The sequence below is a fragment of the Mycobacterium kiyosense genome (assembly GCA_021654635.1).
Taxonomy (GTDB): Bacteria; Actinomycetota; Actinomycetes; order Mycobacteriales; family Mycobacteriaceae; genus Mycobacterium; species Mycobacterium kiyosense.
Window position 1 is genome coordinate 4,101,939 of sequence record AP025179.1, and the last position, 21,504, is coordinate 4,123,442.

Annotated in this window: 15 protein-coding genes and 2 pseudogenes; 4 read left to right on the plus strand and 13 right to left on the minus strand. The window is 68.5% G+C overall.

What is annotated here, in order from left to right; genetic code table 11:
* Window position 1 precedes the first annotated feature (1 nt).
* The 9 genes from L6444_RS19290 to sepIVA form a co-directional block, all read right to left on the minus strand.
* Complete coding sequence (locus L6444_RS19290; protein WP_236984265.1) at window positions 2-1,417, minus strand: ammonium transporter; 1,416 nt, start codon at window positions 1,415-1,417, stop codon at window positions 2-4.
* Between the two features lie 155 nt (window positions 1,418-1,572).
* Window positions 1,573-2,994 (minus strand): signal recognition particle-docking protein FtsY, encoded by a 1,422-nt coding sequence (gene ftsY / locus L6444_RS19295; protein WP_236976612.1) that lies wholly within the window; start codon window positions 2,992-2,994, stop codon window positions 1,573-1,575.
* Window positions 2,995-3,321: 327 nt separating this feature from the next.
* A complete protein-coding gene (gene smc, locus L6444_RS19300; protein ID WP_236976613.1) occupies window positions 3,322-6,930 on the minus strand; it encodes a chromosome segregation protein SMC in 3,609 nt (1,202 codons plus the stop codon).
* A gap of 11 nt (window positions 6,931-6,941) precedes the next feature.
* On the minus strand, window positions 6,942-7,226 hold the full coding sequence (locus L6444_RS19305) for an acylphosphatase (protein ID WP_236976614.1): 285 nt from the start codon (window positions 7,224-7,226) through the stop codon (window positions 6,942-6,944).
* Entirely contained in the window at window positions 7,213-7,626 is a 414-nt protein-coding gene (locus L6444_RS19310; RefSeq protein ID WP_236976615.1) for an OsmC family protein, read from the minus strand. The genes L6444_RS19305 and L6444_RS19310 overlap by 14 nt, the downstream gene beginning before the upstream one ends.
* Before the next feature lie 18 nt (window positions 7,627-7,644).
* Window positions 7,645-8,505 carry a DNA-formamidopyrimidine glycosylase gene (mutM, locus tag L6444_RS19315; protein WP_236976616.1) on the minus strand — a complete coding sequence of 287 codons (861 nt, stop codon included), beginning with the start codon at window positions 8,503-8,505 and terminating at the stop codon, window positions 7,645-7,647.
* A gap of 127 nt (window positions 8,506-8,632) precedes the next feature.
* Complete coding sequence (rnc, locus tag L6444_RS19320) at window positions 8,633-9,358, minus strand: ribonuclease III (protein WP_236976617.1); 726 nt, start codon at window positions 9,356-9,358, stop codon at window positions 8,633-8,635.
* Window positions 9,355-9,933, minus strand: coding sequence for a YceD family protein (locus L6444_RS19325; RefSeq protein ID WP_236976618.1), 579 nt, complete (start codon window positions 9,931-9,933; stop codon window positions 9,355-9,357). The genes rnc and L6444_RS19325 overlap by 4 nt, the downstream gene beginning before the upstream one ends.
* Before the next feature lie 57 nt (window positions 9,934-9,990).
* Entirely contained in the window at window positions 9,991-10,728 is a 738-nt protein-coding gene (gene sepIVA, locus L6444_RS19330; protein ID WP_236976619.1) for a cell division protein SepIVA, read from the minus strand.
* A gap of 367 nt (window positions 10,729-11,095) precedes the next feature.
* Here sepIVA and L6444_RS19335 point away from each other — a divergent pair, with 367 nt between their 5' ends.
* The 3 genes and pseudogenes from L6444_RS19335 to purU all read left to right on the plus strand — a co-directional run bounded on the left by L6444_RS19335 (window position 11,096) and on the right by purU (window position 14,830).
* Window positions 11,096-12,268: a permease gene (locus tag L6444_RS19335; protein WP_236976621.1), complete on the plus strand. Its 1,173-nt coding sequence runs from the start codon at window positions 11,096-11,098 to the stop codon at window positions 12,266-12,268.
* A gap of 153 nt (window positions 12,269-12,421) precedes the next feature.
* Window positions 12,422-13,785, plus strand: a pseudogene (locus L6444_RS19340) (HNH endonuclease signature motif containing protein).
* Window positions 13,786-13,984: 199 nt separating this feature from the next.
* The gene (gene purU, locus L6444_RS19345) at window positions 13,985-14,830 is read left to right on the plus strand and encodes a formyltetrahydrofolate deformylase (RefSeq protein ID WP_236984267.1); all 846 of its coding nucleotides are present in this window, start codon (window positions 13,985-13,987) and stop codon (window positions 14,828-14,830) included.
* A gap of 13 nt (window positions 14,831-14,843) precedes the next feature.
* Here the strand turns inward: purU and L6444_RS19350 are convergent, their stop codons facing one another.
* Window positions 14,844-15,899, minus strand: coding sequence for an NAD-dependent epimerase/dehydratase family protein (locus tag L6444_RS19350; RefSeq protein WP_236976623.1), 1,056 nt, complete (start codon window positions 15,897-15,899; stop codon window positions 14,844-14,846).
* A gap of 194 nt (window positions 15,900-16,093) precedes the next feature.
* Here L6444_RS19350 and L6444_RS19355 point away from each other — a divergent pair, with 194 nt between their 5' ends.
* Window positions 16,094-17,053, plus strand: coding sequence for a metallophosphoesterase (locus tag L6444_RS19355; RefSeq protein WP_236976625.1), 960 nt, complete (start codon window positions 16,094-16,096; stop codon window positions 17,051-17,053).
* On the opposite strand, the gene coaD is transcribed toward L6444_RS19355, so the two are convergent.
* The 3 genes and pseudogenes from coaD to L6444_RS19370 form a co-directional block, all read right to left on the minus strand.
* The gene (gene coaD / locus L6444_RS19360) at window positions 17,043-17,519 is read right to left on the minus strand and encodes a pantetheine-phosphate adenylyltransferase (protein ID WP_236976626.1); all 477 of its coding nucleotides are present in this window, start codon (window positions 17,517-17,519) and stop codon (window positions 17,043-17,045) included. The genes L6444_RS19355 and coaD overlap by 11 nt on opposite strands.
* 23 nt (window positions 17,520-17,542) lie before the next feature.
* Entirely contained in the window at window positions 17,543-18,091 is a 549-nt protein-coding gene (gene rsmD / locus L6444_RS19365; RefSeq protein ID WP_236976627.1) for a 16S rRNA (guanine(966)-N(2))-methyltransferase RsmD, read from the minus strand.
* A gap of 3 nt (window positions 18,092-18,094) precedes the next feature.
* Window positions 18,095-21,492 (minus strand): annotated as a pseudogene (locus L6444_RS19370) (pyruvate carboxylase).
* Between the last annotated feature and the right edge of the window lie 12 nt (window positions 21,493-21,504).

Below are 21,504 nucleotides of genomic sequence, written 5' to 3' on the forward strand. Positions count from 1 at the left end.
TCTATTCCGCCTCCACTTTCTCGGCCAAACGCGCGTCGAGGCCGTTCGGGGTGTCCGGCAGGCTGGCGCGGGGCAGAACCGAACCGCTGGCAACTGCGAAGTCGTAGCCACTCTCAGCGTGCTCGGCCTCGTCGATGCCGGTCGATTCCTGCTCTGCACCCAAACGCAACCCGATGGTGTACTTCAGGATAAGGGCCAGGATCAGCGTGACGATGCCCGAGTAGGCCAGAACAGCAAACGCACCGACCGCCTGGCGTTCCAGCTGATCGAAACCACCGCCGTAGAACAGGCCCTTCGACACACCTGTGACGCCGTTGATCGCGACGCTCTCCGGCGCGGCCAGCAGGCCGACCATCAGCGTGCCGGCCAGACCGCCGACCAGGTGCACACCTACCACGTCGAGCGAGTCGTCGAAGCCGAGCTTGAACTTCAGCCCGACCGCCAGCGCGCACAGCACCCCGGCGACCACGCCGATCACCAGCGCTCCCAGCACGTTGACCGACGAGCAGGACGGCGTGATCGCGACCAGCCCGGCGACGATGCCCGACGCCGCGCCCAGCGTCGTCGCGTGCCCGTCGCGGATGCGCTCGGTGAGCAGCCAGCCCAGCATCGCCGCGGCCGTCGCGACCGTGGTGGCGATGAAGGTCGACCCGGCGGCACCGTTGGAGCTGGTGGCCGAACCGGCGTTGAACCCGTACCAGCCGAACCACAGCAGTCCGGCGCCGAGCATCACGAACGGCAGGTTGTGCGGGCGGAACAGCGTGGTGGGCCAGCCTTTGCGCTTGCCCAGCACGATCGCCAGCACCAGGCCGGCCACACCGGCGTTGATGTGCACCGCGGTGCCGCCGGCGAAGTCGATCGCATGAAGTTTGTTGGCGATCCAGCCACCCTTCTCCGAGGCGAAGCCGTCGAAGGCGAACACCCAGTGCGCGACCGGGAAGTAGACCAGGGTGGCCCACAGGCCGGAGAACACCATCCAGGCGCTGAACTTGAGGCGGTCGGCGACCGCGCCCGAGATCAGGGCGACGGTGATGATCGCGAACATCAGCTGGAAGGCGACGAAGACGGTGGCGGGCAGGGTGCCGGCCAGCGGGATATCCGTCGCCGAGACGGGCGGGGTCTTGGTCGGATCGGCCGCGACCGCATTGCCGCCGATGAGACCCTTCAGTCCCCAGTATTCGGTCGGGCTGCCGACGACGTTGCCGGTGTCGGTGCCGAATGCCATGGAGTAGCCGTAGAGCACCCACAGCACGGTGACGACGCCCATTGCGCTGATGCTCATCATGATCATGTTGAGCACGCTCTTGGCACGCACCATGCCGCCGTAGAAGAACGCCAAGCCCGGCGTCATCAACAAAACGAGCGCGGAACTCGCCAGCATCCAGGCGGTATCGCCCGTATTGGGCTGGCCCATCATCGGGAAACTCACTCGCTATCACCTCCAGTCAGCGTCGGGAGGGCCCCAGATGGATTGACTGGTGACCTGATCCAGAACCATGCGCATAAGTTGTTGCGCGGATGGGGCAGCGATGTTTCGTGGAAATTAACGTAGAAACTGGTGTGTAAGAAGTGCTAACCGAGCAGGGCGTCGACGAATGCGGCCGGCTCGAAGGGCGCCAGATCGTCGGGGCCCTCACCCAGTCCGACCAGCTTCACCGGTACCCCGAGTTCCTGTTGGACCCGGAACACGATGCCGCCCTTGGCCGTTCCGTCCAGCTTGGTCAGCACCGCGCCGGTGATGTCGACGACTTCGGCGAACACCTTGGCCTGGGCGAGTCCGTTCTGGCCGATCGTGGCGTCGAGCACCAGCAGCACCTCGTCCACGGCGGCGCGGCGGGTGACCACCCGCTTGACCTTGCCCAGCTCGTCCATCAGGCCAACCTTGGTGTGCAGCCGGCCGGCGGTGTCGATCAGGACGACGTCGGCGCCGGCGGCGATGCCCTTGTCGACGGCGTCGAACGCCACCGAGGCCGGGTCGGCGCCCTCGGCGCCGCGGACCACTTCCGCGCCGACCCGAGACGCCCAGGTTTGCAGCTGGTCGGCGGCCGCGGCCCGGAAGGTGTCGGCGGCCCCCAGTACCACGCGGCGGCCGTCGGCCACCAGCACCCGGGCCAGCTTGCCGACGGTGGTGGTCTTCCCGGTGCCGTTGACGCCGACGACCAGCAGCACCGACGGGTGGTCGGCGTGCGGTAGCGCACGGATGGAGCGGTCCATGTCCGGGTGCAGCTCTTTGATCAGCACGTCGCGCAGCACCGCGCGGGCGTCGGCCTCGGTGCGCACGTTGCCGCTGGCCAGCCGGGCGCGTAGCTGGGTGACCACCGACTCGGTAACCACCGGTCCCAGATCGGCGACCAGCAGGGTGTCCTCGACGTCCTGCCAGGAGTCCTCGTCCAGGTCGCCGCCGCCGAGCAGGCCCAGCATGCTGCGCCCGAGCGCGTTCTGCGAGCGGGCCAGCCGGCCGCGCAGGCGTTCCAGCCGTCCCTCGGTCGGCGCGATCTCCTCGACCGCGGGCGCCTCGGGCTGGGTTTGGGCCGCCTCGGGTTTCTCGGGCTTCTCGGGCTTCTCGGGCTTCTCGGGTTTCTCGGGCTGGGGCGGCTCGGGTGTCTCCGGCTCGAGGACCTCGAGGATGTCCAGGCCCTCGGGGGTGTCCGGCACCTCCGGCACCGCCGGCACCTCCGGCGGCGCGGTGGGCGGCACCTCGATGTCGGGCTCGACGGCGGGCAGCTGGACCTCGGAGATCGGCCGCTTGGGTGCGTCCCGCGGAATGGTCGCGTCGTCGCCGACGGCGGGCAGCCCGGTGGCGTCCAGGGTGGGTGTCTGGCTGAACGTGATGCCGGAGGAGGCGGTGTAACCGCCGGAGCGGTCGATGGCCTCGGTGTGCGGTTTGGCCAGGCTGATCTGGCGTCTGCGGTAGCGGACCAGTCCCACGACCAGCGCCACGATGATGAGCAGGGCGGCAACGACCGCGATGGCGATCCACAGACCTTCGGACACGCTGACAATCCTTCCAGCCGGGGGCATCCGGCACTCGGCGGGTTGAGGGGATCAGCGGGCGGGGTCAGCGACGGCTTGCCGGGACAGCGTCAGCGGGGATCGCCCATCGGCGCGCCTCTCCCGCGCATCCCGGACGACGAGCGTGCAGCCCGGCCGTTGAGTGTGAAACCTGGGCGTCGGCGGTGCAGTCCGGGCGGGAAAATCGTTGCAGTCCCGCCGCCGGTACACAGTCGACGCCCTGCCTTCACCCGCAACGCCCTCGGTTCACCCTCAAGGCCACCTTGTACCCGCGCAACGCCACCAGTACCCGCGGCGGGCCGAAGTGACTCAGCCCGCTGCCGCGCCCAGCCGATCCACCTGCTGGCCGCGGATGCGTTGCGAGATGACGGCGGTGATGCCGTCGCCCTGCATCGTCACGCCGTAGAGCGCGTCGGCAACCTCCATGGTGGGCTTTTGATGGGTGATGATGATCAGCTGCGAGCGATCCCGCAGCATCTCGAACAAGCTGATCAGCCGGCGCAGGTTGGTGTCGTCCAGCGCGGCTTCCACCTCGTCCATGATGTAGAACGGCGAGGGCCGGGCGCGGAAGATCGCGACCAGCATCGCCACCGCCGTCAGCGCCTTCTCGCCGCCAGACAGCAAAGAAAGCCGGGTGACCTTTTTGCCCGGCGGGCGCGCCTCCACCTCGATCCCGGTGGTGAGCATGTCGTCGGGCTGGGTCAGCCGCAACCGGCCTTCGCCGCCGGGGAACAGCGCGGTGAACACCGTCTGGAATTCGCGTTCCACGTCGAAAAATGCGTCGCTGAACACCTGCAGGATGCGCGCGTCGACCTCGGCGACGACGTCCAGCAGATCCTTGCGGGCGGCCTTGACGTCCTCGAGCTGGGTGGACAGGAAGTTGTAGCGTTCTTCCAGCGCAGCAAACTCTTCGAGGGCTAGCGGGTTAACCCGGCCGAGCTCGGCGAGTTCCCGCTCGGCCCGTTTCGCGCGCCGTTCCTGGGTGGTGCGATCGAACGGCATCGACGCGGGTGCGACCACCTGTTCACCCCGTTCGCGGGCCTGCTCGAACTCGGCGATCTCCAGGTCGGTGGGCGGCAGCGGGACGTCGGGGCCGTACTCGGCGATCAGGTCGGCCGGCGCCATCCCGAACTGCTCGAGCACCATCTGCTCGAGTTGTTCGATGCGCATCGCCGCCTGCGCGTTGGCAACCTCGTCGCGATGCAGCGAATCGGTGAGGGCGGCCACCCGCGCGCTCAAGGTGTTGGTCTCCTCGCGCACCGCGGCCAGCGCGACCGACCGCTGCTGACGTTCGGCCGGCTGATCGCGGCGGCGCGCCGCCGCATCCACCACCCCGTTGAGCCGCGCCGCCAGCAGCCGCCCGGATTCCGCGACCGCGGCGGCTATCCCGGCGGCGCGCACCCGGGCGGCGCGCGCCTGCTCGGCCCGCACCCGGGCCTCGCGTTCGGCCGCGGCGGCACGGCGCAGCGAATCGGCGCGCCCGCGCACCGCGTTGGCCCGCTCCTCGGCGGTGCGCACCGCCAGCCGGGCCTCCACCTCGAAGCTGCGCGCGTTGTCGGCCGCGGCGGCGATCGCCTGCCGGGCTTCGGCCGGGTTGGCCTCGGCCTCGCTGACCAGCTCGATCTGCTGCGCGTTGCGCAACCGGGTCTCGAGTTCGACGACTTCCGCCACGGTGCGGGCGCGCCCGGTCTCCAACTCCTCGCGCTGGCGCAGCAACTTGTTCCACTCGTCCTCGGCGGCCCGGGCGTCCTGGCCCAGCCGGCCGAGCTGGTCGTACATCGCCGAGATCGCAGTGTCGGACTCGTTGAGCGCGGCCAGTGCATGCTCGGCGGCGTCCTGGCGGGCGGTCTGCTCGGCCTGCGCGCCGGACAGTGCGGCGCTGAGCTGCGCGACCTGTTCCTCGGCGGCGGCGAGTTCGTCGCGCGCCTTGTCGATCTCGGACGCGACCTCCAGCGTGGACAACTTGCGGTCGGATCCTCCGCTGAGCCGACCGGCGCCCACCAGGTCGCCGTCCAGGGTGACCGCGCGCAGCTGCGGCCTATTGGCTACCAGGTCCAGCGCCGCACCCAGGTCGTCGACCACCACGACCCCGGACAGCATGGCGACCATCGCGCCGCGCAGCCGCGGCGGCGCCTCGATCAGGTCCAGCGCCCACGCCGCCCCGTCGGGCAGCGCGACCGGATGCGGCGCGTCAGCTGGCGCGGGCCAGTCGCTGAGCACCAGGGCGGCCCGGCCGCCGTCGGCGTGCTTGAGCGCGGCGACCGCGCTGCGGGCAGCACCCAGGCTGTCGGCGGCCAGCGCGTCGGCGGCCGAACCCAGCGCCGCGGCCAGCGCCGCCTCGTACCCGGAGCGCACCTTGACCAACTGCGCTACCGAACCCGAAATCCCTGCACCACTGTGATGTTCGGCGATCCAGGCCGCGCCGTCCTTGCGTTCCAGGCTCACCGACAGCGCATCGATGCGGGCCCGCAGCGACGCCACCTGACGTTCGGCGCCGCGTTCGGCGGCCTGCAGCTCGGCCAGCCGCGTCTCGGCCTGCCGCAACGCCGTCATCGTCCGTTCGTGATGCTCGTCGAGGCCGACCTCGCCCTGGTCGAGTTCGCCGACGCGGCTCTGCACGCCCTCGAACTCCGCGCGGGTCTGCTGGGCGCGGGCGGCGGCCTCTTCGATGCGCTCGGTGAGCCGCGCGACGCTGTCGTCGATCGACTCGACGCGCGCACGCATGGTCTCGACCTGCCCGGCCAGCCGCGCCAGCCCTTCGCGCCGGTCGGCTTCGGCCCGCACGGCCGCCAGGTGGGCCTTTTCGGCCTCGACGGCACGGCGTTCCCATTCGGCCAACTCGGCGCGGGCGGCATCCAGCCGGGTGCCCGCCTCCGCCAGTTCCTCGAGCAACTGACGCTCGAACGAGGCGATCTCGTCGGCCTCGGCCTCCAGCGCGTCGGGGTCGGTGTCGCTGGCGCGCAGCGGCTCGGTGTCGAGGTGCTGGGCACGTTCGGTGGCGATCCGCACCGTCGCGCCGACCCGCTCGGCCAGCGCCGACAGCCGAAACCAGGTCTGCTGGATCGCCTCGCCACGCTGCGAGAGCTCGGCCAGCGCCTGTTCGTGGACGGCCAGCTCCTCCGCGGCCACCGCCAGCCGGGCGGCGGCCTCGTCGTGGTCGCGGCGCATGGTGGTCTCGGCGTCGAAGATCGCCTGCCGCTCGGTACGACGGCTGACCAGGTCGTCGGCGGCCAGCCGCAGCCGGGCGTCGCGCAGGTCGGCCTGGATGGTCTGGGCACGACGCGCCACCTCGGCCTGGCGGCCCAGCGGTTTGAGCTGCCGGCGCAACTCGGTGGTCAGGTCGGTCAGCCGGGCCAGGTTGGCCGCCATCGCGTCGAGCTTGCGCAGCGCCTTTTCCTTGCGCTTGCGGTGCTTGAGCACGCCCGCGGCTTCCTCGATGAACGCGCGGCGGTCCTCGGGGCGCGACTGCAGGATCTCGTCGAGCTTGCCCTGCCCGACGATCACGTGCATCTCGCGGCCGATGCCCGAGTCGCTCAACAACTCCTGCACATCCATCAAACGGCAACTGCTGCCGTTGATTTCGTACTCGCTGGCACCGTCGCGGAACATCCGGCGGGTGATCGAGACCTCGGAGTAGTCGATCGGCAGCGCATTGTCGGAGTTGTCGATGGTGACGGTGACCTCGGCGCGGCCCAACGGCGCGCGCGAGGACGTGCCGGCGAAGATGACGTCCTCCATCTTGCCGCCCCGCAGCGTCTTGGCGCCCTGCTCGCCCATCACCCAGGCCAGGGCGTCGACCACGTTGGACTTACCCGATCCGTTGGGCCCGACGACGGCGGTGATGCCCGGTTCGAAGCGCAGAGTCGTCGGCGCGGCGAAGGACTTGAAGCCCTTCAGCGTCAGACTCTTGAGGTACACGAGGGGCCAGATTACCGCTCGACGAATCCGCTGAACTGCTCCGTGGGCTCGGACCAGTCGGCGACAACCTTATCCACCCGGCCCGGTGTGCCGCCGCCGCGCAGCAGCTCCAGCAGCCGCTCGGCTGCCGGCCGCGGACCGTGGGCGACCACCAGCACCCGCCCGTCGGCCTGGTTGGCCGCATATCCGGTCAGCCCCTGTTCCAGCGCCCGGCACCGGGTCCACCAGCGGAAACCGACACCCTGGACACGTCCGTGCACCCACGCGGTCAACCGCACCTGGTCAGGCGCCGACATCGGCGACCTCGAAGTTGACCGTGGTGCCCGATTTCAGCGTTCGACCGACCGTGCACACCGCGTCGACGGCCCGTTCCACGACGGTGAGCACGCGTTGCTTGTCCTGCGCGCTCAGGCCGGACAGGTCCAGTTCCAGCGTCTCCTCGAGCAGCGGATAGCGCTCCTGCTCGCGGTCGGCCACCCCGGACACCCGGACGGTCGCGCGGTATTCGTCGCCGAGCCGGCGGGCCAGCGGCTGGTCACTGGACATCCCGCTGCAGGCGGCCAGCGCGATCTTGAGCAACTCGCCCGGGGTGAACACGCCCTCGACGTCCTCGCTGCCGATCAGGACCTGCGCTCCCCGCGAGCTGTGTCCGGTGTAGCGCCGGGTGCCGGTGCGTTCGACCCAGAGTTCGGTCATGGTTCCCTTTCTATCGATCTACCGACGCGGCCGGGGCTGGCATTTCGGACAGTAGAACGACGACCGGTTCATGAACTTCTCGCGGCGCATCACCGTCCCGCAGCGACGACAGGGTTCGCCTTCGCGACCGTACGCGTCCAGCGACCGGTCGAAGTAACCCGACTCGCCGTTGACGTTGACATACAGCGAATCGAACGACGTGCCGCCCTTGGCCAGTGCTTCGCGCATCACCTCGGCGGCGGCGTCCAATACCGCGGTGAGCTGACGACGGGACAGCGTGTCGGCCACCCGCGCGCCGTTGACCCTGGCCCGCCACAGTGCCTCGTCGGCGTAGATGTTGCCGATGCCCGAGACCACCTGCTGGTCCAGTAGCTGGCGCTTGATCTCGGAATGCTTGCGCCGCAACACTTTCACCACCGATTCGGCGTCGAACCGAGGGTCCAGCGGATCACGCGCGAGATGCGCCACGGGCGCCGGCAGCACGCTGCCGTCCACCTCGACCAGGTCGGCCAGCAGCCACCCGCCGAAGGTCCGCTGGTCGGCGAAGCTGAGCACGGTGCCGTCGTCGAGCAGCGCCGAAATGCGCACGTGCTCGGCGCGCGGCACCTTGCCCAGCAACATCTGCCCGCTCATGCCGAGGTGGACGACCAGGGCCATGTCGGGGTCGGCGGGCTTGTCCAGCAGCAGCCACAGGTACTTGCCGCGCCGATCGGTCCCGGTGATCCGGGCGTCGAGCAACCGCGCGGTCAGATCGGCCGGGCCGGCCTCGTGGCGGCGCACCGCACGGGGATGGTGGACGCGGACCGCGGTGATCGCCTTGTCGACGACGTGCGCCTGCAGTCCGCGCCGCACCACCTCGACTTCGGGCAGCTCGGGCATTCAGCGGGCCCCCTTCAGTGCCGAGCGTGAAGCCTGCGACGCGACCCGCCGCACGGCAGGCGGAAAGTTCACAGTCGGCGGCGCGGCCGGGCCGGCGCCCGGCGGGGGCCGCGGGTCCAGCGGGTCATCAGGCGGTCGATTTCCCCGCCGAACCGAGCACCTCGGCCGCCTCGAGCGCCTTGTAGGCGGCCGATGCCGCCTTCTGCTCGGCTTCTTTCTTGGAACGGCCCATCCCCGACCCGTACTCGGTTTCCATCACCAGCACGACCGCGGTGAATTCCTTATCGTGATCCGGCCCGGTCGACGTGACCTGGTACGACGGCGTGCCCAGCGCGCGCGCCGCGGTGAGCTCCTGCAGACTGGTCTTCCAGTCCAGCCCCGCACCAAGGGTCGGGGCCGCGTCCAGCAACGGACCGAACAACCGCAGGATCGCCTCGCGCGCCACCTCGATGCCGTGATGCAGGTAGATCGCGCCCAGCAGCGATTCCATGCTGTCGGCCAGGATGCTGGCCTTGTCGGCACCGCCGGTGTTGGCCTCGCCGCGGCCCAGCAGCACGTAGACGCCCAGCCCTTGCTCCGTGAGGTTGCGGGCGACGTCGGCGAGCGCCTGGGTGTTGACCACGCTGGCCCGCAGTTTGGCCAGGTCCCCTTCGGAGCGGTCGGGATGGCGGTGGTAGAGCTCGTCGGTGATGGTCAGCCCCAGCACCGCGTCCCCCAGAAATTCCAGCCGTTCGTTGGTGGGCAGACCGCCGTTCTCGTAGGCGTAGCTGCGGTGGGTCAGCGCCAGCGAGAGCAGTTCGTCGGGCAAGTCGACACCGAGCGCATCGAGCAGCGGCTGCGGCGACGGACTCACCGTTGTTCGCCTTCCGGCGGGGGCAGCATCGCGGCCAGCTTGGCCCACCTCGGGTCGATCTGGTCGTGGTGGTGGCCGGGTTCGGCGGCCAGCGACACCCCACACTGCGGGCATAGACCCGGGCAGTCGGGCGAGCACACCGGAGAGAACGGCAGTTCCAGGCCTACCGCGTCGATGATCGGTTGCTCGAGGTCGATCCTCTGGTCGACGACGTGGCCCACCTCGTCTTCTTCAGTGGTCGCCTCGGTGGCACTGTCCGGGTAGGCGAACAGCTCGGTCAGCCCGACCTGCACCCGTCCTTCGATCGGCGACAGGCAGCGGGAGCACTCGCCGGCGGTCGGCGCGGCCACCGTCCCGGTCACCAGCACACCTTCGGACACCGATTCCAGCCGCAGATCCAGCTCGAGCGGTGCGCCGGACTGGATCGCGATCAGCTCCACACCGATGCGCAATGGACTGTCCACGGTCTGGCGCACCGTGAACGTGCCGCCGGGGCGTCGGCCCAACCGGGCGATATCGATCGCCATCGGCCCGGTTGCGGGTCGATGGGTGGTCTGGCTGTGCCGCTTGGCCATACCGGAATCCTACGGCTCCCGGCCGAGGGCTCCACGACATGCGTGGATGTACGCGGCCTACCGCGTCACGTAGTCGTGCGTGCCGGCCGCGGTGCGCAGTTGGTGACGACCGCGCCCGACCGAACGCAGGGTGCCGTTGAGGAACTCCTCGAATTCGGCGAGCTTGTTGTCGACGTAGATGTCGCATTCGCCGCGCAGCCGGTCGGCTTCGGCGTGCGCGGTGTCGATCAGACGGGTGGATTCGGCGTGCGCAGCCTGGACCACCTCATTCTGCGACACCAGGCGCTGCTGCTCCTTGATGCCTTCCTGCACGGCCTTCTCATAGGAGAGGTTGCCGTTCTCGATCAGCCGGTCGCATTCGGACTTCGCGCGGCTGATACTGGCCTCGTACTCGCGCTTGGCCGACGCGGCGATCCGGATGGCTTCCTCGCGCGCCTCCCCGACCATCCGCTCGCTGTGCTGGCGCGCTTCGCTGACCATCCGGTCGGCCTGGGCCTTGGCGTCGGACAGTAGCCGGTCGGCCTCGGCGCGGGCGTGGTTGATCATCGACTCGGCCTCGGTGGTGGCCGACGACACCATCGAGTCGGCATGCGACTTGGCGTCGTGCAGCATCGAATCGCGGGCGTCCAGCACGTCCTGGGCGTCGTCGAGTTCGCCGGGGATGGCGTCCTTGATGTCGTCGATCAGCTCCAGCACATCGCCGCGAGGCACCACGCAGCCCGCCGTCATCGGCACGCCACGGGCTTCTTCGACGATGGCGCTCAATTCGTCGAGCGCTTCAAAGACTCGGTACACGGCCACACCCTCCTGGCGTCCTGCAAACAATCCTGGTTGTTACCAGTGTGCCTGGTGTTACGTCTGTGACGGCGGTGGTGACGCCGGTGTGTCGGGCTCGAATTTCGGTTGCGGTCCCGCAGACCACTCGCAAGCACGTGGTTTGCTACCAGCCTATCGCCGCCGGCGTGTCGGCGGCGCATCGTCGACAAGCTCCACCCGCCGCGCAGCACGCGGGCGGGTGGACTGGGCAATGGCGCAGGCTGGAGCAAGCGCATCAGGGCTCGCTGATCCCCGTCGCGCGACTCTCACCCGGCCCGCTTGACCTATACCCCTATGGGGTATAGGTTGCTGATGTCCCGTTGCCGACCGGGCGGAGGTTCCCGCGATGGACAAGGTGTTATCGGCGGTCGGCCACGCGTTGGCGCTCACCGGTTCGATGACGTGGGAGATCCTCTGGGCGCTGATCCTCGGCTTCGCCCTCTCGGCGGTGGTCCAGGCGGTGGTGCGTCGTTCGACCATCGTGGCGCTGCTGGGCGACGACCGGCCGCGGACCCTGGCGGTGGCGGCCGGCCTGGGCGCAGCATCGTCGTCCTGCTCGTACGCCGCGGTCGCCCTGGCCCGATCGCTGTTCCGCAAGGGCGCGAACTTCACTGCCGCGATGGCCTTCGAGATCGGTTCGACGAACCTCGTGATTGAGCTGGGCATCATCCTGGCGCTGCTGATGGGCTGGCAGTTCACCGCCGCCGAGTTCGTGGGCGGACCGCTGATGATCCTCGTGCTCGCCGTGTTGTTTCGGATCTTCGTGCGCTCGCGGCTCGTCGAAGCCGCCCGCGAGCAGGCCGACAAGGGTATCGCCGGATCCATGGAAGGCCATGCGGCAATGGACATGTCGATCAAGGGTGAGGGTTCCTTCTGGCGCCGCCTGTTTTCGGGACAGGGGCTCACCTCGGTGTCGCACGTCTTCGTGATGGAGTGGCTCGCGATCCTGCGCGATCTGGTCATCGGTCTGTTCATTGCGGGCGCGATCGCGGCGTGGGTGCCCGAAACCTTTTGGCAGAACTTCTTTTTGACGAATCATCCGACCTGGTCAGCGATTTGGGGACCGCTCGTCGGGCCGTTCGTGGCGATCGTGTCGTTCGTCTGCTCGATTGGCAATGTGCCGTTGGCCGCGGTGCTGTGGAACGGCGGGATCAGCTTCGGCGGGGTCATCGCGTTCATCTTCGCCGACCTGCTGATCCTGCCGATCCTGAACATCTACCGTAAGTACTACGGCACCCGGATGATGCTGACCCTGCTGGCTACGTTCTACGCCGCGATGGTGGTGGCCGGTTACGTAGTCGAATTGGCTTTCGGCGCAGCCGGTCTCATACCGAGTCAGCGCAATGCGATGGTCATGTCGGCCGGGATCTCGTGGAACTACACGACGTGGTTGAACATCGCCTTTCTGGTTGTTGCGGCGGTGTTGGTTGTGCGGTTCTTCACCAGCGGTGGACTACCGATGCTGAAAATGATGGGCGGCTCCCCGGATGCCGAGCACAGTGGGCACGAGTGCTACTGACGGGGTACGGAAATTCTTGACCGTATAGCGGTCCCAAGGGATTAGACGCACCGAGGTCGCGTTGGGTTCCATTCTCGAAAGTTCTTGCCTGGCTTTGTCTTCGGCGTCCTTGCTGGCCCCGGGTTGTCGGTGGGTGTTCGTAGAATCCGAGGCATGACAGCCAGCACGCGTGCGGAGATCGTCGAGGTCCTCGACGCGTGCGATGCGGCCGTCGAGCGGTTGTGCGAGTCGAGCTTTGAGGTACTCACCACCCCGGAGCGGATGGCGATCCTGGAGCGCTTGGAGACGGTGGCGCGGCGGTTGCCGGTGCCGCAGCATCAGCTGCTCAACCAGTTGGGCACCGCCACCAAAGAGGAGCTGGGCGACACCCTGCGCAATACGCTGGCCGACCGGCTGCGCATCACCCGCGCCCAGGCCAGCCGGCGCATCGCCGACGCCGCCGACCTCGGTCCCCGGATGTCGCTGACGGGGGAGCCGCTGCCCCCGAAGCTGGAAGCCACCGCCGCCGCCCAACGCCGCGGCCGCATCGGCAGTGAGCACGTGGCGGAGATCCGCGACTTCTTCACACACCTGCCCGCCGACGTCGACGCCGGTACCCGCGAACACGCCGAAGCCGACCTGGCCGACCAAGCCGCCAGCACCCGCCCCGACGAGGTCGCCGACTACGCCACCGCACTACTGACCTACCTGCACCCCGACGGGGAATTCTCCGACGACGAACGCGCCCGCAAGCGCGGCCTGAGTCTGGGCAAACAAGACCCCGACGGCATGTCCAAACTCACCGGCTGGATCACCCCCGCGCTGCGCGCCGCCCTGCAAGCCGCCTGGGCCAAACTGGCCGCCCCCGGCATCGCCAACCCCGACGACCACCTGCCCCACATCGACGAGGGCGAGCCCGACCCCGAGGCGGTCCGCCGCGACACCCGCACCACGGCTCAGCGTCAGCACGATGGGCTGCAGGCCGGGCTGCTGGCGCTGCTGGCCTGCGGCAAACTCGGCCACCATAACGGGTTGCCGGTCACCCTGATCGTCACCACCACCCTGACCGAATTGGAAGCCGGCACCGGCACAGCCCGCACCGGCGGCGGCAGTTTAGTGCCGATGTCCGATGTGATCCGCTGGTCGGGCGCCGCGCACCCCTACCTCGCCCTGTTCGACGGCGCCACACCGCTGGCGCTCTACCACACCAAGCGGCTGGCCAACCCGGCACAGCGGCTGATCCTGTATGCCCGCGATCGCGGTTGCACCCGCCCCGGCTGCACCACCCCGGCCTACCACTGCCAGGTCCATCACCTCACCGCCTGGCAAACCTGCCACAGCACCCACATCACCAACCTCGCCCTGGCCTGCGGCATCCACAACCGCCTCGCCGAACACGGCTGGACCACCCACACCACCAGCCGCGGCCTCACCCAATGGCTACCCCCACCCACCTCGACCACGGCCAACCCCGCATCAACACCTTCCACCACCCCGAACGCCGCTACCCACCCGCCGAAGACGACGAGCCCGAGTAGCTTCAGCCCAGCACGCCCAACCGCTGCATCATCGCGAGGTTGTCGGCGATGCCCACCGTTCGGCGGTGGGCCGTTATATCCTGGCCAGCGAATTTTCCGCAACGGCCTTGCAGAAGGAGCTCCTAATCGCGAATACCGCGACGCCGAACGAGGCGGGCAGCTTCGCCCAGCGGCCCGCCGGCCCCCGCCGCCCGCCGACATCGGGCGGCTGCTGCTGCGCTGCGACGACCACCCCGGGATCATCGCCGCTGTCAGCACCTTCCTGACTCAGGCCGGCGCCAACATCATCTCCCTGGACCAGCATTCCACCGCCCCCGAAGACGGAACCTTCTTGCAGCGGGCCATCTTTCACCTGCCCGGGCTGACCGCCGCGCTCGACGGACTGGAAAACGAATTCGCCACTGCGGTCGCCGACAGGTTCGCCATGGACTACCGGTTCACCGAGGCCGCCAAACCCAAGCGGGTCGCCATCATGGCCTCCAAGGACGACCACTGCCTGTTGGACCTGTTGTGGCGCAATCGTCGCGGCGAACTGCAGATGTCGATCGCGATGGTCATCGCCAACCATCCCGACCTCGCCGAACGCGTCCGCCCGTTCGGAGTGCCGTTCATCCACATCCCCGCGACCCGCGACACCCGCGCCGAGGCCGAGCAACGTCAGCTCCAATTACTCACCGGCAACGTCGATTTGGTGGTACTGGCCCGCTACATGCAAATCCTCACCCCGGAGTTCCTCGACGCCGTCGGGTGCCCGCTGATCAACATCCACCACTCGTTCCTGCCGGCCTTCATCGGTGCGGCGCCCTACAAGCGGGCCCGCGAGCGCGGCGTGAAACTGATCGGTGCGACCGCCCACTACGTCACCGAGGTGCTCGACGAAGGCCCGATCATCGAGCAGGATGTGGTGCGCGTGAACCACACTCATACCGTCGACGACCTGGTGCGGCTCGGGGCCGACGTCGAACGCGCCGTGCTCTCGCGTGCGGTGCTATGGCACTGTCAGGACCGCGTCATCGTGCATGACAATCAGACAATCGTCTTCTGACTGACCCGACGAGCTATTCGGCGCCAGCCGTGTCGACCGCCACCTCACCGAACCTGGCTCGTAGCGCACCCCACACGTCCGCGTGCGTTCTGGGCGACTTGCGATATGCCCCTTGACGTTTGACGAACTGATGCGCCATGGGTGCGATGACCCGCCGCGGGTAGCGCATCCAGCCGGCCCGATCCCGTATCTCGGCGAGCATGTCGGGCCACGAATAGTGCTGGAATTTCAGCAACTGCTGCGCGCGGGCGGTGTCCATCCAGTCGTTGGGATACCAGTCGTCGTCGCTGTCCGGGTTCCCCGGCAGACCGGCCGGCATCGCGCCGGGCATTCCGTGTGCGGCCGCCAGGGCTGAGCCGATCCCGCCCTGCAGCAGCCGGTGCGAATCGTCGCCGGCGATCAACAGCGTCTCCCCAACCACATCGGCTTCCGTGGCCGCCGCGAAAGCGGTTGCCACGTCCCGGCTATCGATGCAATGCACCCGGCCGTCGGCTGGCATGGCGCTGCCGAAATACAGGGTGTCCTTGGTGAACGGGGTGGCCGAGAGGTCGACGCTGAGCACACCGCCGAGGCGCATCATCACCCAGTCCAGGTTCGACGCCCGCACCAGTTGTTCGGCTTCCAGTTTCTGACCGCCGTACAGCTCGCACGGACGCGTGGGCGTGTCCGCGGTGACCGGTTCGGGATGCCGATGAGGGTTTCGCGACCCGTACACCGAACCGCTGGACGCATGCACGAATCGCGGCGGATTCGGTAATCGTTCCGCGGCCTGCAGTAGTGCGGCGGTGGCGTCGACGTTCACCCGGCGGCCGAGGCGACCGTTGTAATAGATCAGCGGCGGGATGACTGCGGCGAGGTGAACGATGACGTCCGAGGAAACCTCGGCGACCACCCGTTGAACCTGGTCGGCGTCGGTCAGATCGACCTGCACGGGTTCCGCGCCGGCAGGCAGCGCGGCCACGGTGCGATGAGCGGTCGCAACCACCCGCCAACCGTCGAGCGCGAATCGCCGGACAACCTCGGAACCGACCAGGCCGAAGGCCCCGGTGATCAGCACGGTCTCCGCCACAGAGGGACCGTAACCCACGTGATGAAGACCGCGCTAGACCTCGAGCAGCGCCGCGACCGTCGGTTGCCACCTATCCGCGCGGTGAACACCCGCAACAGCGGCCTAACGATGTTGTGCGCCAACAGGTATCGGACCTGCGCGAGAGCGACGGTGTCGGTCCTAGGCCAGCCGAACCCAGGTGCGAAGATCGGTTCATGCAGGGTTACGACATCATCGGCGACATCCACGGCTGTGCCGGCCAATTGGAGCGGCTACTGGCCAAGCTCGACTATCGGGCCGGCGATGGCGCCTACCTGCATCCGGAGCGCCAGGCGATCTTCGTCGGCGACCTGGTCGATCGCGGGACCGAGCAACTGCGCGTGCTGCAGATCGTCAAGGCGATGGTCGAGGCCGGTAGCGCGCAGGTCGTGATGGGCAACCACGAGTTCAACGCGATCTGCTACTCCATCGAATATCCTTCCGGCAGCGGGAAATACTTACGCCCGCAGAACGAGAAGAACACCAACCAGCACCGGGAGTTTCTCGACCAGCTCACCGACGGGCAGCGCACCTACTACCTGGACTGGTTCGCCACGCTGCCGCTGTGGCTCGACCTCGGCGACATCCGGGTGGTTCACGCGTGCTGGCATGAAGTGTCCATGAAATACGTTGAAAGCCAACTAGGTTCGGATCGGTTCAACTCGCTGGATCAGTTCGTGCGATCCTCGACGCCCGGTGACGAACTGTTCACGGCGGTCGAGATCCTGCTCAAGGGTCCGGAGATCAGCCTGGTGAAACACGGCCAACCGCCGTTCAAAGACAAAGACGGCCATGTTCGCCGCCAAGCGAGGATCCGCTGGTGGGACGCCACTGCCGCGACACTGCGCGAAATAGCGGAAATGGCAACGGGTTTGACCACCGACACCGACGAGCCGTATCCCACGCTGCCCGACATAGAGGTGGCGGCCGACGAGCGTTCGTACGTCTACACCGACACCGTGCCGGTGTTCTTCGGCCACTACTGGCGCAAGGGTGACCCGAAGCAGCTGCGCGACTGGACCCAGCACTGCGCGTGCGTGGACTTCAGCGCGGCCAAGGATGGAAAACTGACCGCCTACCGATGGTCCGGCGAGGCCACCGTCGACCCGGACAACTACCTGCAGCTCACCGATTGATCCGCTCCCGCAGCCGGCGGTTCACCGGCTCGGGCAGCAGTGCGGTCACATCGCCACCGAGCATGGCGACCTCCTTGGCCAGCGACGACGACACGAACGAATACTCCGGTGCGGTCGCCACGAAGAACGTGTCGACGCCGGCGACGTGCTTGTTCATCTGCGCCATCTGCAGCTCGTACTCGAAGTCGGTGCCGGTGCGCAGACCCTTGACGATCGCGTTCATCCCCTGCGAGCGGACGAAGTCGACCACCAGGCCCTGACCGGCCTCGACCCGCAGGTTCGGCAGGTGGACCGTGGACTCCTCGATCATCGCGATCCGCTCGTCCAGGTCGAACATGCCCTTCTTGGCGGGATTGACCAGGATGGCCACCACCACCTCGTCGAACTGGGCCGCGGCGCGCTCGAAAACGTCGATGTGACCCAACGTGACCGGGTCGAACGACCCCGGGCATACCGCGCCACTCATGGGAGATGACGCTACACGCCGGCTCAGACCCGCTCGGCCAGCTCCAACCGGGTGTCGCCGTAAACCCGTTCCGGCCATACCGCCCAGCCCTCCGGCCAGGTCAGCGGCGCACTGCCGACGCCGCGTTCCACCACCGCCACCGTTCCCTCCCTGGTCCAGTCGTGCAGCGCCGACAACACGGCGTTGACGTCGGAGGTCTCCACTTCATAAGGCGGATCGGCAAGCACCAGGTCCACCGGCGACCGCGGCTCAGCCGCGAGCACGGCCGCCACCGCACCTCGACGCACCGTCGCACCGGGCAGGCCCACCGCGTCGATATTGCGCGCCAGCACGGCCGCGGTCCGGGCGTCGGCTTCCACGAACAGCCCCGACGCCGCGCCGCGCGACAAGGCTTCCAATCCGAGCGCACCCGATCCGGCGTAGAGGTCCAGCACCGCCAGACCGGTCAGGTCGATGCGTGCGGTCAGGATGTTGAACAGGGACTCGCGGACCCGGTCGGTGGTCGGTCTCGTCCCCCGCGGCGGCACGACCAGGCGTCTGCCCCGCGCTACGCCACCGATGATGCGGGTCAAGAGTCACCGACCGGACGAACTCAGCACCAGCAGCAGGTCGCCGCCCTCCACCTGCGCGGTGCTCGACACGGCCACCCGTTCCACCGTGCCGTCGTCGGGCGCGGTGATCGGCGCCTCCATCTTCATCGCCTCGATGGTGGCGATGGTCTCCCCCGCACTGACCTTGTCCCCTTCGGATACCGAGACGGTGACCACCCCGGCGAACGGAGCGGCGACGTGCCCGGCGTTGCCGCGATCGGCCTTCTCGGCGGCCGGCACCGCGCTGGCAATGCCGCGGTCGCGCACCAGCACCGGTCGCAGCTGGCCGTTGATGATGCACATCACCGTCCGCATGCCACGCTCGTCGGGTTCGGAGATGGCTTCCAGCCCGATCAGCAGCTCCACCCCGCGTTCCAGCTTCACCCGATGCTCTTCGCCCTGCCGCAGGCCGTAGAAGAACTGGTTGGCCGACAACTGGGAGGTGTCGCCATAGAGTTCCCGATGGTCTTCGAATTCCTTTGTCGGGCCGGGAAACAGAAGCCGGTTGAGGGTCGCCTGGCGGTCGGGGCCGGGCACCGACAGCGCGGCCCGGTCGTCGGCGGTCAACTCCGGGGCCGGCTTGGCCGACGCGCGCCCTTCCAGCGCCCGCGACCGCAGCGGCTCCGGCCACCCGCCTGCCGGGTCGCCCAGCTCACCGCGCAGAAAGCCCAGCACCGAATCCGGGATGTCGAATCGGGCTGGATCGGAGGCGAATTCGTCGGCCGTAAGCCCCGAGCCGACCAGCGCCAACGCCAGGTCGCCGACCACCTTCGACGACGGGGTGACCTTGATCAGTCGGCCCAGCACCCGGTCAGCGCCCGCGTAGGCCTCCTCGATCTCCTCGAACCGGTCACCGAGCCCCAGCGCGATCGCCTGCTGGCGCAGATTCGACAGCTGCCCGCCCGGGATCTCGTGACGATACACCCGCCCGGTCGGGCCGGGAAGCCCGGATTCGAAGGGCGCGTACACCTTTCGCAACGCCTCCCAGTACGGCTCCAGCGCGCATACCGCCGACAGCGACAGTCCGGTGTCGTAGTCGGTGTGCGCCGCGGCCGCCACGATCGAACTCAGCGCCGGCTGGCTGGTGGTCCCGGCCATCGGCGCCGCGGCCCCGTCGACCGCGTCGGCGCCGGCCTGCCAGGCGGCCACATAGCTGCCCAGTTGCCCGCCCGGGGTGTCGTGGGTGTGCACGTGGATAGGCAGGTCGAAGCGACTGCGCAACGCCGAAACCAGGGTGTGCGCCGCCGGCGCGCGCAGCAGCCCGGCCATGTCCTTGATCGCCAGCACGTGCGCACCGGCCGCCACTATCGACTCGGCCAACCGCAGGTAGTAGTCGAGCGTATAGAGCCGCTCGCCCGGGTCGGACAGGTCGCCGGTATAGCACATCGCGACTTCGGCTATCGCAGAACCGGTTTCGCGCACGGCGTCGATGGCCGGACGCATCGAGTCCAGGTTGTTGAGCGCGTCGAAAATCCGGAAGATGTCGATGCCGGTGGCCGTCGCCTCCTCGATGAACGACGACGTGACGATCTCCGGATACGGCGTGTAACCCACCGTGTTGCGGCCCCGCAGCAGCATCTGCAGGCAGATGTTGGGGATCGCCTCGCGCAGCGCGGCCAGCCGCTCCCACGGGTCCTCCTTCAGGAACCGCAGCGCCACATCGTAAGTCGCGCCGCCCCAGCACTCCACCGACAACAGCTGCGGCACCGTGCGCGCCAGGTGCGGCGCCACCATCATCAGCCCGCTGGTGCGCACCCGGGTCGCGAGCAACGACTGGTGGGCATCGCGGAACGTCGTGTCCGTCACGCCCACCGCTTTTGACTCGCGCAGCCAGCGCGCGAACCCCTCCGGACCCAGTTCCAGCAGCCGCTGTCGCGACCCGTGCGGCGGTTCGGCCTCCCGATCGATCTCGGGCAACTTGTTCTGCGGGTACACCTTCGACGGCCGGGCGCCGTGCGGCTGGTTGACGGTGACGTCGGCCAGATAGTTCAGGATCTTGGTGCCGCGGTCGGCCGACGTGCGGGCAGTCAGCAGCCGGGGCCGCTCGTCGATGAACGACGTGGTGATCCGGCCGGCCTGGAAATCGGGATCATCCCAGAACCGCTTGCAGGAACGGAATATTCGTCGATACCCCGCGAATCCTGAACTCCGCCATGGCCCGTCGGGCACGGTTGACCGCAGTCTTGAAATCGCGGCCACGACAGGTCAGCTTGACCAGCATGGAGTCGAAGTGCGCACTGATCTCCGCGCCCAGGTTGGTGCTGCCGTCCAACCGGATGCCGGCCCCGCCGGGGGGTGCGCAGCGCGCTGATCCGGCCGGTGTCGGGACGGAATCCGTTGGCCGGATCCTCGGTGGTGATGCGGCACTGCAGCGCCGCGCCGTGCGGACGGACGCCGTCCTGGGTCAGCCCCAGGTCCTGCAACGTCTCACCGGCCGCGATCCGCAACTGGCTGGATACCAGGTCGACGTCGGTGATCTCCTCGGTGACGGTGTGCTCCACCTGAATTCGCGGGTTCATCTCGATGAAGACGTACTCGCCGTTCTCGTCCAGCAGGAACTCGACCGTGCCCGCACAGCTGTATCCGATGTGCCGGGCGAACGCGACCGCGTCCGCGCACATCTTCGCGCGCAGCTCGTCCGGCAGGTTCGGCGCCGGCGCCAGCTCGATCACCTTCTGGTGGCGGCGCTGCACGCTGCAGTCGCGCTCGTAGAGATGGATCACGTTGCCCTGGGTGTCCGCCAGGATCTGCACCTCGATATGGCGCGGGCGCAGCACCGCCTGCTCCAGATAGACCGTCGGGTCGCCGAACGCCGACTCGGCTTCGCGGCTGGCGGCCTCGACCGCCTCTGGCAGCGCGGACTTTTCGGTCACCCGGCGCATCCCGCGGCCGCCGCCACCGGCAACCGCCTTGACGAACAAGGGAAATCGCATATCGTCGGCAGCCGCCACCAGATCGGCCACCGCGGCCGACGGCGCGCAGGACTGCAGTACCGGCAGGCCCGCCTCCCGCGCCGCCTCGATCGCCCGCGACTTGTTGCCCGTCAGCTTGAGCACCTCGGCGTCCGGCCCCACGAAGGTGATGCCCGCCGCTGCGCACGCAGCGGCCAATTGCGGGTTCTCCGAAAGGAATCCGTAACCGGGGTAGACCGCGTCCGCACCGCAACGCTGCGCTGTCTCGACGATCGCGTCGACCGACAGGTAGGCCCGCACCGGATGTCCCGGCTCGCCGATCTGATAGGACTCGTCAGCCTTCAAGCGGTGCAGCGAATTGCGGTCCTCGTAGGAGTAGACGGCGACGGTGCCGACACCCAGTTCGTAGGCGGCGCGGAAGGCGCGGATCGCGATTTCGCCGCGGTTGGCCACCAACACTTTGGAGATCACGCCCGACCCTAA